Below are 12083 nucleotides of genomic sequence, written 5' to 3' on the forward strand. Positions count from 1 at the left end.
ATGCATCGCGGCAAGCTGGTGCGGTTCGGCCCGAAATCGACGGCGCTGTCGCCGCCCTTTGACGACTACACGGATCTGCTCTTGAAATCCGTGCCCGCGATGGAAATCGGCTGGCTGGAGAAGGTGCTCACGACGCGAAAGATGGCCAGCGCCGGGAATTGACCAAGCGGTCGTTCGAGACCAGCAGGCGTAATGAAACATGGAATTATACAATGACTAACCGCAGCTTCACTGTCATCGAAAACGAATGGATCATGCTCAAGGACGGAACGCGGCTGGCGGCGCGTATCTGGATGCCTGACAATGCCGAGGCACAGCCGGTGCCGGCGGTGTTAGAATTCCTACCCTACCGCAAGCGCGACGGAACCAGCCTGCGCGACGAATCCACCTATCCCGTCTTTGCCGCGGCCGGCATTGCCGGGGTGCGCGTCGATATCAGAGGGTCCGGTGAATCCGACGGCGTTATCGACGGCGAATATACCGAGCTCGAACTCGCCAATGCCTGCGAATTGATAGCCTGGATCGCAGAACAGCCATGGTCGAACGGCTCCGTCGGCATGATGGGCATCTCCTGGGGCGGCTTCAATTGCCTTCAGGTCGCGGCCCTTCGCCCGCCGGCGCTGAAGGCGGTGATTTCGATTGCCTCCACTGTCGACCGTTACAACGACGATATCCATTACAGGAACGGTTGCCATCTGTCGGCGCAGCTCTCCTGGGCTGCCACCATGCTTGCCTATCAATCCCGTTCACCCGATCCGGCCATCGTCGGTGAAGACTGGCGGGAGATGTGGCTGCGGCGCCTTAAGCAGGAACCTTTCTTCATGGAGGAATGGCTTCAGCATCAGCGCCGCGACGACTTCTGGCGACATGGGTCGATCTGTGAGGACTTCGACAGCTTCGATATTCCGGCCCTCGTCATTGCCGGCTGGGCCGACGGCTATCGCAACACGCCGTTGCTCGCAGTGGAAGGCCTCGGCGAGAAGGCGAAAGCGCTTGTCGGACCATGGATCCACAAATATCCGCACCTCGCCTGGCCGATGCCGCGCGCTGATTTCCAGGGCGAAGCCATTGCCTGGTGGAATCGCTGGCTACGAAACGGGGATAATGGTGCGGAGACCATGCCATCCGTGCGCGCCTATATTCTGGATGCCATCAAGCCCGCCACGCGCCGGGATTTCGACCCTGGCTTCTGGATCGCCAAGCGTAGTTGGCAGCAGCCTGACATGCAGTGCTTCTATGTAGAGCAGTTCGGCACCTTGATGGAAGGCAAGCCGATCCCGCACGCGCCGGAGCACCCCGTCTATCTGCGCTCGCCGCTCGACACGGGCACCGCCTCGGGCGAGTGGTTCTCGCTGAAGCCGGATGCCGAACTGGCGATCGATCAGCGCGTCGATGACGCCGGGTCGCTGACCTTTCAGACCGCGGCGCTGGCCGAAGATCATGATTATCTCGGCCGTCCGGTTGTGACGCTGGCGCTCAGATGCGATGCCGAAACCGCCAATCTCTGCGCAAGGCTTGTCGATATCCATCCGGACGGCACAGCAACCCGTGTCTCCTTCGGCCTGCTCAATCTCGCCCATCGCGATAGCAACGCCGCGCCCGAACCGATGAGCAAGGGTGAACGCACGACTGTGAACCTGACTCTCGATGCCTGCGGCTACCGTTTTCGCAAGGGGCACCGCATCCGTCTATCGCTATCGACTGCCTATTGGCCAATGGTTCTGCCGCCTCCGGAAGATCCGGGTCTGACGATCGACATCGCCTCCATCGGCCTTGGCCTGCCAATTCTCGGGCCGCATGAGCTCATCGACGTGAAGCAGCCTGACAATCCCGATCCGCTGCCGAAATATATCGAACATGCGCCGGGCTCGACGAAGCGGCAAGCGGTGCGCGATCTCTCGGCCGGCCTTACCCGCTATGAAATCCAAGAGGACACCGGCCTTTTCGAACATCCCGGTACCGGCCTGTCGACGCGGCAGCTGCGCGAGGAAACCTGGTCGATTGCGCCGGATGACCCGCTGTCGATGTCCGGCATCTCGACCTGGACCTGCGATATGCAGCGCCCCGGCTGGTTCGTTCGCACGGTCGCGACCTCATCCATAGCCTGCACGGCAAAGGACTGGATCATCAGCGCCTCGGTCATTGCCTATGAAGGCGAGACAGAGATCTTACGGAAGATATTCGAAGAGAAGCGCATCGCGCGCGACCTGATGTAAATCAGCGCTGACAGGCAAATGGGCTCGCCGCCGCAAACCGCGGCATGATTGCAATTGGTGGGGCAGTTTAGCCCGTGCCCCAAAAATGCTTAACCAGCTTGGGACAAATGTCCGGACATCGATGTTAAGGGCGTGCGTGCTTTCCATTTCAAGAGCTGGTGGAGAGCGGCCCAATTTCCGGCCAACTTCGCATCGATCCCGACGTGGATGCTATTGAGCCAGTCGCACGCTGATTGCAGCACTGCCAATTCCTGCGTCACGAGGTTGGGGTCGTATCGCTATGTCTCGACGATCTCGTCCTCCTGGTTCAACGTGACCAGAGCCCTGAGCGCGCTGCGCTGATCCCTGTCCCACCCCGTCAACTCCTCGGCGGTAATCGGTTTCTTCACCGACTTCGCTACGTTTCTGTCCGTTGGATACCGGAAGAACACACCGCGCTCATCCATTGCCTCTATAGCGCTAATGGCCCTGTCAAGTTCGTCCGGCATCGGCAGCCACGCCGTTCGCGCCTGCTTTTCAAGCTCAGCTTGGTTCTTGCTAAGGACATCGACCAACGTAGCGTACGGTGCTCCAACGCCGTGCACGCCGGTCATGGGCCTGAATTTACCCCCACCGACACAGCAGGATAGCCCGCGCCCCGGCCTACAAATGCTCGATGCGCCACCACAACGGCGGACTTCAAAAACAACTCGGTCGCGTGTCACTGTAGAAAGCAAGTGGCAATTTTCGATCGGAATCCTTCTCCGCAGCCAGCGACATCTCTGCGCTGGCTTTGAAAGCACCGGCCATAGCGCCGAATCCATCATCCGAATGGTGGTCGTAAGAAGGTGTAGTAGCCAAAGCACGGTGGGGCACATCGCTTGGACTGAGGCGGAATGGTTGCTTTGAGAAATCGCCGGCCGCGAAGAGGAAAAGGAAATCAGCGAGTTGTCTGTCATCCCTGTTGTCCAGCGGCGTCGCCCCAACGTGAACGGCCGCCGGTGGCGATTCTCCGGTAAGCTGCACGTATTCGATCTATTTCGGCGCGTCAGCCGAAATAAATTGACTTTTTGCGGAATTTACGCGAAATATGGACTTGATACAGGAAGGCCATAAATTATGTTGCTCGAATTCCGCGTCAATAACTACCGCTCAGTCCGTGACGAGGCTGTGCTAAGCATGGCCGCGAGTTCCGACTCCACCCTAGAAAGCACGCATACCCGCGAAACCGGCCTGGAAAAGGTCAAGCGGGTGCTCAATACCGCGGCTATTTATGGAGCCAACGCCAGCGGCAAGACGAACATCATCCGTGCCCTGCAATTCATGCACAGCATGGTGATAACCTCAAACCAGGTTCAACCCGACCAGCAAAACAACCTGACCCCATTCCGAATGCGGCCAGATCATGAAACTCACCCGACCTTATTCGAGGCGACGTTCCTTATTGCCGGAAAGCGCTTTCAGTACGGTTTCGAGCTGACGCGCACCCATGTCCTAAGCGAATGGCTGCTGGTTTACGAAAGTGCGAAGCCGCAGGTCTGGTTCTCCCGCACGTACAATGAGAAGAAAAAGAGCCGCTACGACTATACCTACAGCGACTATTTCACCGGCTCGAAGAAGCTCTGGGAGAGCGCGACCCGAAAAGAAACGTTGTTCCTCACAACGGCGATCCAGCTCAACAACGAGCAGCTGAAGCCCCTCTACCAGAAGTTCGCCGAGGATATGGCCATCTTCCCCGACGGAGGAGGTATAGGCTACGGGTTCTCAGCTAACTATGCGGAAGAGAACTCCCGCAACCTTTCGAGCGTTGTGTCCCTGATCGCTGCGGCCGACACGGGCATCTGCCGTGTATCCTTCACGAAACAGCCGGGTCGACAATTTCATATTAATCTAGGCACAGGTGTGCCGGAGGTTAAAGACACGGAAATCGACGTTCCGCAGTTTGGCCACCTCGCCGAAGGCCAGGTATACGAATTTGAGTATGGCGAGGAATCCGCCGGCACGCAGATCCTCTTCAGCCTCTCGGGGCCAATCTTGGATATTCTCCAGCGCGGCCGCCTACTGATCGTCGATGAACTTGACCGGAGTCTTCATCCGCTGCTGGTGCAGAAGATCGTCAAGATGTTCAACAATCCGGAGCTGAACCCCAAGGGAGCGCAGCTGATCTTTACCACCCATGACGTGTCCCTGCTCGACGGCAAACTCCGGCGCGACCAGATCTGGTTTGCCGAAAAAGACGCAGCCCAGGTCTCGCATCTCTTCCCCTTGCTGGAGTTTTCGCCACGGAAAGGCGAAGCCTTGGAGAAAGGCTATTTGGGCGGTCGCTACGGCGGCATCCCAATCTTCGGTACGATGAAAGAGTAAGATTTGGCCAAGAAGCACCGCTTTGAACGCACCGAAGCACGCCTGACACGCCGACCGGGTCGGAAGAGGTCCTATGACCGGACGCTGATCGTGTGCGAAGGCGAAAAGACTGAGGTCAATTATTTCGAGGCGATCCGCCGCGAAAAACGGCTTCCCAACGCCGATGTCCGGATTGTGCCGTCCGACTACGGAACCTCCCCATTGAACATCGTCGAGTATGCGATCGACCTGTTCAACGAAACCAAGGGCTTTGATCGCGTCTACGTCGTCTTCGACCGGGACGACCATCCGAGCTACCACAATGCCCTCGCCAAAGCTGAGGCCACCGACAAGAAGCTGAAAAGCGACGAGGGGAAAGCGGTTCCGTTTACCGCCATCCCATCGGTTCCGAATTTCGAGCTGTGGGTATTGTTGCACTTCCGCGACATTCTCGCTCCCATCCACCGGACCGAGGTTCATGCCGAGTTGAGAAAGCCGGCGCACTACCCAACCTACGCCAAGAACAGCAAGACAGTGTATGAAGACACCAAGGACCGGATTCCCACCGCCACGGCCCGCGCGGTTAATCTTCGCGCGCACTTTAACGCACATAACGGCACGGATCCCTACACGGCCGCCGACGTGCTGACCGGCGAGCTGATGAAGATTGCCGGACGGTTCTCCTAGATGGACGAGCTTGCAAAGGCGACCGCGGCGTTTCGGGCTGCGATTGAACATACGCCGTCGAGCAAGTTGTAGATCGGCCTTCAGTGGTTCCCCCGTAGAGCCCGTGGCGATACGACTGACCGTCTAGGCTACTATCTGAAAACTCACGGGGATCCGGATCAGGACAGGTTTGCCTATCATCTCCGCCGCTGTGAAGCCAACAGGCGCTTCGCGCCCCCATTCCAACTGGTGTCAAGCCGTCCAGCGTCTTGTTCTCACGTGCCCTTTATGGGACCCCAAAGGAGGATCTGGTCCGATCTTAAATCGAATTCGCCTTGAAGGGATCAGAACCAAGCATCCTGTTATTACACATTTCCTTTGTAATAGTTTCGTTAGGAGAGCCAAGAACTTGGCCTAACTGGATTGGGTGGTGATATGTGAGGAGGCGCAGGGACGATCCTGCACCTCCAAGCTTTAGTAGAAACCTGCTACGGGTAAAACGCCGCGCCATATCGCGGTGAGAACCATGGCAAGCGCGGCGAGGATCGCGAGATTACCATCGGCTTTTGCTTCGAATACGTAGAGCTTGAATTTCAGCCACATCTTCGCCAGCGCGATGCCAGTTGATCAGGGTCTGGACGGCGAAACGGTGACGAAGATCGTGAATCCGCGGGCCATCGCGATCCCCCTCCTGCCGTAAACCAATTTGCCGGGATAGTCGCCAGAACACCCGGTGCACGTATTGATGCAGCAACCTGCCGCCCTGTTCGGCGACGAAGAAATAGGGACTGCGCGGCGTGCCAAGGTGTGCATCGCGTCGAGCAGCATAGTTTGTAAGGACAGCGATTGTCGTGCCATGCAGCGGCACCAGCCGTGACTTGCCGAACTTTGTCTCTCGGATAGTGAGGACACCTTGCTCGAGATCGACGTCGGCCCGGAGCAGGCCGAGCGCTTCAGAATGGCGCAGTCCGGCGACCGCTATCAGTCCGAACAGGCAATGATACGTCCAGCGTCGAAGGGCGTTGGCTGGCGGCAGCGACAGTGCTGCCGCCAGCAGCGCCTGAATCTCGATGTCGCTATAGATGTAAGGCTTTGTCCGCCGCGCCGGCGGCACTGCGTCGCTCGGTGGCACTTCCGTCAGAGGATCGAAATGACTGAGGTGCTGGGCAAAGCCGCGCACATCAGCCAGGCGGATGGACCAACTCGGCTGTCGGCCCATCGACGTCACCCACTGCATTGCCAGGTCCGACGTGATGGTCTCGGCGCCGCGGGCTTCCATGAAGGTGACGAATGCCGACAACCGTCGTGCCGGCCCATCATATTTGTATCCCAGCCCTCGGCGCATGCCGACATAGCGGTTGAGGGCAGTGCGAAGCCGGCTCATTGGACACCTCCCGGCCAGGGCAGGCTCAGTCCACGCAGCTTCTCAACATCGAGCTTGGCATAGATCCTTGTGCTGTCGATGCTTCGATGGCGCAGCAGTTGGCCGATCTCGGCAAAGCTGGCACCCGACCGTAAAAGGTCGGTCGCGAGGCTGTGGCGGAAAAGATGGGCGCCGTGATGGGCATAGCCATCAATGCCTGCCCGCTCGAGTGCCTGCTTCGCGATCATCGTGATGGCGCAGCCGGAGGCAAAGCCCACGTGCGGCGCAAGTGTTCGCAAGAAAACTCGCCGACACGCCGAAGCGGGACGCCCATGCCGGATATAAGCCACGATAGCTGTTCCGACGTCGTGACGCAGCGGCATAGTCGCTTGCCGCCGTCCCTTTCCTTGTACGAGAATCGTGCCCGACTGCCAGTCGATGTCATCGAGATTGAGGCTAGCAACTTCGCTAGCGCGCAAACGGAGCTTGGCCAAGATCATCAGAACCGCATAGTCCCGATGCCCCATTGCCGTCGTCCGGTCACAGGCATCGAGAACCTTCTGGACCTTTTCGGGCGGCAGGAAGGTTGGAAGGCCGGCAAGTCGCCAGCGGCGGATGGATGGCACGCAATCGGCCAACGCCGTCGAAATGAAGCCCTTCAAATGCAAGTAGCGCAGCAAGGCACGCACGACTCCGCACATTGCCTTGCCGCTGTCGGCGGAGCCATCGAGCGCATTTCGTTCGACATACCCGATGACAATCTCCGGGGTGAGCGCTGCAAACCCATTCGCGCCGGCAGGACAGGCCTCCCGTAGAAATCGAAGTGACAGAAGCTTGTGGCTACCCACCGTCGAGGCGGCGAGCCCTCTCTCATTCGAGAGATATGCCCCGAATACATCGACGATCTGCTCGTGCTCAGTGCGCTCAACCGGAAGCGCAGCTGGTATTAAGCCCTCTTCCCGTAACGCTGAAAGCACACGTCGGAGTGCCGATCGGTCGCCCGTATCGGGACTCCAGTGTTTGAAGCGATGCTCAAGAAAACGATCGACATAAACTTCGTTCAAATCCTGCGGGGCATATCCATTGCCAACATGCCAGTCCATCATGTCTCGAAACAGGCTCAGCGAGCGCCACGTGCATTGCCGACCCAAACCTTCTTTCGACATCTTGGCGGCGTAGACACGCGCAAACTCCCGATACGGACCGTGGAGCAGCTTCCGATATAGGGCGCTGCGATTCAAATAGTCAGTTGTGTTCATGTGTCCTCTCCTTCGCGTCAATTGCGACGGAGAGACCCTAATCTATGCCGACTGAGCGACCGCTATGCTGCCGGAAACGTTGGGAAAAACTTGATTAATCGGCATAGTTCGCCGGTCGGCATAAACTGCTAAACTCCATGGCCACAATCCGGAGGTCTATCTCACAGACGTCCTGACCCGGATCAAAGATTACCCCATAGACAGGCTTGAAGACCTGTTGCCATGGAATATGCTCCCAGCAGATTCCGCCGTGCAAAAGGCTGTCTGATGGCTCGTTCGATGCACATCTATACGATCGAAAACGTCGCTGCCATGATCGGCGAAAACCTCGAACTGCTCCAAGAGATCGCTGCAAACTCGGACAATATCGACTACGGCGAAATGGTGCGCGTCCACAACGGGACCGAAGATGGCACAACCGGCTTCACGGACCGGGGCGTCGAATGCCTCGAGGAGTTCCTAGCGGATGTCAGGACATGGACCGGAGGGATCCGGCAGTTCTTGGTCGATGAACAATGCGATCCCGAGATGATCGAGCGCGTCATGGCAGATGAGCTAAGCCGCAAGTCCTAGACCGCGCCTCGTAGACGAAGAAATGCATTCGCCGGACGCTCACAAATCAGCTGCGGGCAGTCGAATATCTTTACTTTCCCGCACAACAGCCATCAGCGCCGCAACGTTGGCAAGGCCGCCGGTCGCGATGATCCCCGGTTCAGCCAGATGCGTACGCAAGGCGTTGACCGACTGCGTCCTCTGCTGGACCAGAAGGGCACGGGTTTTCAACACCATTACGTCTGCCTGCTGTTCGGCGGTCTTGATGGGAACGAAGCGCATGGTCTTGCGGATCACCGCCTCGCTGATGGCTTCCGCATCGGCCGCGTCCGTCTTGCCGCGTTTGACGAAAGGTTTGACGTAACCCGGTGGAATGAGGCGCAGATCATGGCCGAGTTTCGCGATCTCGCGCACCCATACCCCGACCTTAATCCGATCGAGCAGGCCTTCGCCAAGATCAAGCACTGGATGCGCCAGGCCCGAAACATTGAGGAAACTTGGCGACATCTGGGTCTGCTCGCCGACACCATCAAGCCAGAATGCGCCAACTACTTCTCAAACGCCGGCTACGCTTCCGTCAAAACATGAAGCGCTCTAGTGCTCACGAATAGCGCGCCGCAGTCGGTCAGAAAGCGGCTCCCAGAGATAATCGAGAAAAGTACGCTTGGATGTTGTGATAAAAGCCTCGACCGGCATGCCCGGAACAACTTGTGTACCATTGAGCCGGTCAAGCTCGCCCGGTGGCAGATGAACGCGGACGGGGTAATAGGAGATCCGCGTTGGAGTATCCTCGACCAGGTCTGCCCCGATCATTTCTACCTTTCCCTCGAGATCTGGAGTCGTGGAACGATTGAGGCCACTGATTCTGACAAATGATTTATCCCCCACATGGATCGAATCCACCTCTTGCGGCGAGATGCGCAATTCGACGTTGAGCTCTGCCATCTCCGGCACGATCATCATAAGCACCTCGCCTGCGCCAACAACGCCACCGACCGTGTGGACGGAGAGCTCGTGTACGACACCGGCCAGGGGCGACCGGACGCTGACGCGTGTCAAGGCATCCTCTGCCTCAATCTGTTTTTCGCTGAGTTCATTGATCTTGCTCTCGGTTTCCGCAAGATCCTTGCCCGCCTCGGCAACCGCGATCTGATCCAGATTCAACACCTGGAGTTTTGTTTCCGCGATCTTTGCCCGAATCTCGGCTGTGGACGCTTGAAGCTGCCCGATCTCACCATCGAGTTGCGCCATGTTCCGCTCGAGGATCTTTACTTGGCTAACCAAGACAAGCTGCCTGTCGAGGAGACTGCGAAGGCTGCGAAGCTCTGTATCGAGCAATTGACGCTCGTGTCGTTTGGCACTCTCTTGCAGGCTAAGGCCATCAATCTGATTCATCAACTGCGTCACGCGCTCGGTAAGCTGCTGCTTCTGTCCCTGCCTTGCCTTCAGGCGCGCATCGAGAAGCCGCTGCTCTCGGTTGAAAAGGACGCGAGCCGACACGGCATTAGAATATCTGGTGAAGTAGCTGGGAAGTTCGAAATGGACTGCTCCGTCGCGTTCGGCGACCAGCCTTGCTGCGCTCATTTGAAGTTCCGCAAGCTGATGCTCGACGATTTGGAGTTCAGACCGCGCATTGGTATCATCAAGACGCAGAAGTGTCTGTCCTCCCGCGACCCGCTGTCCCTCATGGACAAGTATCTCCGAAACAATACCACCTGCCTTGTGTTGAATCTTTTTTATGTTTCCTTCGACCTCGAAATGTCCTGACGCAACGACAGCGCTGGAAAGTGGTGCAACGGTTGCCCAGACACCGAACGTAGATGCGAAGGCGGCAATCAACATCGCGCCGGCTCGCCTGTAGCGGCGAAGCGAAAGCGAGTGGTCGGAATACAAAGGGGTCGAGCTATACATGGCTGGAATTTCCACTGGCCCTAAGGGGGATCGTGCTTTCGGAGGGCCTCGAAAGCACCGCCATGACCTCATCCTTGGGGCCAAAGAGCTTGATGCTCTTTTCGTGAACAAACGCGACCTTGTCCACGGATGCCAGTCCGAGCGGTCGATGCGTGATTACAATCGCGATTCCGCCTCGACTGCGCACGCCGCTGATGGCATTGCTGAGCGCCGCATCACCGGACGCATCGAGGTTGGAGTTCGGCTCATCGAGAACGACGAGAAACGGATCGCCATACAGTGCCCTCGCCAAGCCAATCCTTTGACGCTGACCCCCGGACAGAAAAATGCCCCCGTCGCCGATTCTGGTATCATAGCCGTCCGGCATGCCGACAATGAGCTCATGGGCGCCCGCGGCCGTCGCCGCCTTGATAATCTTCTCGGAGTTGCCCTCAACCTGAAACCGGGAAATCGCCTCCGCGATCGTGCTGTCTACCAGGGCGAGATCCTGCGGCAAATAACCGATATGGCGCCCAAGGCTGTCGCGGTTCCATTGATGAAGCAATGCACCATCGAGCCTCACACTGCCTTTCATCGGCAACCAAACGCCGACAAGGGTGCGCGCCAGCGATGACTTGCCTGAGCCACTTGGCCCGATGATACCGAGGCCGTCACCGGCTTTCAGTTCAAACGCGGCGTTCAACACGACAGGATCCTGGGCACCCGGCGCGGCAACAGCAAGTCCGTCGACGGTTACCTTCAGGCGGGGTGCCCGCAACTCGACCTGCTCGCCTTCGACAGCAATCGACAGGGAGCTCTTGAGTCTCGTATAAGCCGCCCTCGCGGAGACGAATCCCTTCCAATGTGCGATTGCTGTTTCGATCGGCGCCAGTGCTCGAGACGTCATAATCGAGGCGGCGATCATAGCGCCGCCCGATACCTCCTGGTTAACCGCCAAGTAGGCTCCCAACGCCAGTATTGACGACTGAAGGACCGTGCGGAATATCTTTGCAAACGCACCGAGACTGGCCTGCACGTCACTTGCCTGCAAGCTCGTATCGCGAAAATCGCGACTGAGCTTCCTCCACCTGTTTCCCATCGATCCATGCATGCCCATGGCATCGATCGCCTCGCAGTGGCGTCGCGCCGATTCTGCGAACAGTTGCTTCCGATTGCCATGCAAACTGGCTTCATGTGTCGGGGCGCGAACTTGCACATCCGTCGCGATGGCCAGAATGACGATGACACTCCCGCCACCGACCGCGAGCCAACCGAGCCATGGATGCAGCAAAAAGCAGCCGACCACGAAAAGCGGCATGAAAGGGAGGTCAAACATGGCTGTTGGACCAGGACTGCCAAGGAATGCGCGAACCTGATCGACATCGCGTAGAGGCTGCATTGCTTCGTCTGGCTTTGCACCCTTCAAGGGCAAAAGGCTTGCAGCACGAAAAGCCAGACTTGAGAGGTCTTCATCGAATTGCGCGCCAATGCGGCTCAGCATTCGTAGTCGAAACGAGTCGAGTAACCCCTGTAACAGAAAGGCAATAAGCGCTATCGCAGAGAGCACAATTAAAGTCTCAACGCTCCGGCTCACCAAGACCCGGTCATAGACCTGTAGCATGTAGAAGGATCCGGTCAGCGTCAAAATGCTGATGACGCCGGAAAAGATCCCGACTGCCCGAAGATCAGGCAGTCGGCGCCTGAGGGCGATGCTCGCTGGTAGTGTTCTGGATAGTCTAGGATCGAACAAAGCATGGTTTGCGTTTGCAGCACGCAGTGGTTGATGCATGTGAAGCTCCATCTATCGCCCGGCGA

General features: G+C 57.9%; 9 protein-coding genes and 3 pseudogenes. 6 read left to right on the top strand and 6 right to left on the bottom strand.

Going from position 1 to position 12083, the window contains the following annotated elements; genetic code table 11:
- The first annotated feature begins 212 nt into the window (after positions 1–212).
- Complete coding sequence (locus tag FHT71_RS26685) at positions 213–2216, top strand: CocE/NonD family hydrolase (protein WP_132593522.1); 2004 nt, start codon at positions 213–215, stop codon at positions 2214–2216.
- Between the two features lie 278 nt (positions 2217–2494).
- Here FHT71_RS26685 and FHT71_RS26690 read toward each other — a convergent pair whose 3' ends face one another.
- Entirely contained in the window at positions 2495–2809 is a 315-nt protein-coding gene (locus FHT71_RS26690; RefSeq protein ID WP_132593524.1) for a hypothetical protein, read from the bottom strand.
- A gap of 505 nt (positions 2810–3314) precedes the next feature.
- Between FHT71_RS26690 and FHT71_RS26695 the strand changes: the two genes are divergently transcribed.
- Entirely contained in the window at positions 3315–4559 is a 1245-nt protein-coding gene (locus tag FHT71_RS26695; RefSeq protein ID WP_132593526.1) for an ATP-binding protein, read from the top strand.
- A gap of 3 nt (positions 4560–4562) precedes the next feature.
- Entirely contained in the window at positions 4563–5225 is a 663-nt protein-coding gene (locus tag FHT71_RS26700) for an RloB family protein (protein WP_132593528.1), read from the top strand.
- Positions 5226–5757: 532 nt separating this feature from the next.
- Here FHT71_RS26700 and FHT71_RS26705 read toward each other — a convergent pair.
- Together FHT71_RS26705 and FHT71_RS26710 are read right to left on the bottom strand one after the other, a co-directional pair.
- Positions 5758–6588, bottom strand: coding sequence for a tyrosine-type recombinase/integrase (locus FHT71_RS26705; RefSeq protein WP_245505539.1), 831 nt, complete (start codon positions 6586–6588; stop codon positions 5758–5760).
- On the bottom strand, positions 6585–7826 hold the full coding sequence (locus tag FHT71_RS26710; RefSeq protein WP_132593530.1) for a site-specific integrase: 1242 nt from the start codon (positions 7824–7826) through the stop codon (positions 6585–6587). The genes FHT71_RS26705 and FHT71_RS26710 overlap by 4 nt, the downstream gene beginning before the upstream one ends.
- Before the next feature lie 124 nt (positions 7827–7950).
- Between FHT71_RS26710 and FHT71_RS26715 the strand changes: the two are divergent.
- Positions 7951–8094 (top strand): annotated as a pseudogene (locus FHT71_RS26715) (transposase domain-containing protein); the annotation flags it as partial.
- Positions 8094–8399, top strand: coding sequence for a hypothetical protein (locus FHT71_RS26720; protein ID WP_132593532.1), 306 nt, complete (start codon positions 8094–8096; stop codon positions 8397–8399). The pseudogene FHT71_RS26715 and the gene FHT71_RS26720, both read left to right, overlap by 1 nt.
- Positions 8400–8486: 87 nt before the next feature.
- Here FHT71_RS26720 and FHT71_RS26725 read toward each other — a convergent pair.
- Positions 8487–8855 (bottom strand): annotated as a pseudogene (locus tag FHT71_RS26725) (transposase); the annotation flags it as partial.
- On the opposite strand from FHT71_RS26725, the pseudogene FHT71_RS26730 reads away from it, so the two are divergent.
- Positions 8799–8966: pseudogene (locus tag FHT71_RS26730) on the top strand (IS630 family transposase); the annotation flags it as partial. The pseudogenes FHT71_RS26725 and FHT71_RS26730 overlap by 57 nt on opposite strands.
- A 6-nt stretch (positions 8967–8972) precedes the next feature.
- Here the strand turns inward: FHT71_RS26730 and FHT71_RS26735 are convergent.
- Together FHT71_RS26735 and FHT71_RS26740 are read right to left on the bottom strand one after the other, a co-directional pair.
- Positions 8973–10361, bottom strand: a complete 1389-nt coding sequence (locus tag FHT71_RS26735; protein WP_132593534.1) for an HlyD family type I secretion periplasmic adaptor subunit — start codon at positions 10359–10361, stop codon at positions 8973–8975.
- Positions 10282–12069, bottom strand: coding sequence for a type I secretion system permease/ATPase (locus FHT71_RS26740; RefSeq protein ID WP_348632829.1), 1788 nt, complete (start codon positions 12067–12069; stop codon positions 10282–10284). The genes FHT71_RS26735 and FHT71_RS26740 overlap by 80 nt, the downstream gene beginning before the upstream one ends.
- Between the last annotated feature and the right edge of the window lie 14 nt (positions 12070–12083).

The organism is Rhizobium sp. BK060 (assembly GCF_014193145.1).
Classification (GTDB): Bacteria; Pseudomonadota; Alphaproteobacteria; order Rhizobiales; family Rhizobiaceae; genus Rhizobium.

Bases quoted from the DNA above. Each gene is read 5' to 3' on its own strand.
- FHT71_RS26685 (WP_132593522.1), top strand. From the start codon at position 213: ATGACTAACCGCAGCTTCACTGTCATCGAAAACGAATGGATCATGCTC.
- FHT71_RS26690 (WP_132593524.1), bottom strand. From the start codon at position 2,809: ATGACCGGCGTGCACGGCGTTGGAGCACCGTACGCTACGTTGGTCGAT.
- FHT71_RS26695 (WP_132593526.1), top strand. From the start codon at position 3,315: ATGTTGCTCGAATTCCGCGTCAATAACTACCGCTCAGTCCGTGACGAG.
- FHT71_RS26705 (WP_245505539.1), bottom strand. From the start codon at position 6,588: ATGAGCCGGCTTCGCACTGCCCTCAACCGCTATGTCGGCATGCGCCGA.
- FHT71_RS26710 (WP_132593530.1), bottom strand. From the start codon at position 7,826: ATGAACACAACTGACTATTTGAATCGCAGCGCCCTATATCGGAAGCTG.
- FHT71_RS26720 (WP_132593532.1), top strand. From the start codon at position 8,094: ATGGCTCGTTCGATGCACATCTATACGATCGAAAACGTCGCTGCCATG.
- FHT71_RS26735 (WP_132593534.1), bottom strand. From the start codon at position 10,361: ATGAGGTCATGGCGGTGCTTTCGAGGCCCTCCGAAAGCACGATCCCCC.
- FHT71_RS26740 (WP_348632829.1), bottom strand. From the start codon at position 12,069: ATGGAGCTTCACATGCATCAACCACTGCGTGCTGCAAACGCAAACCAT.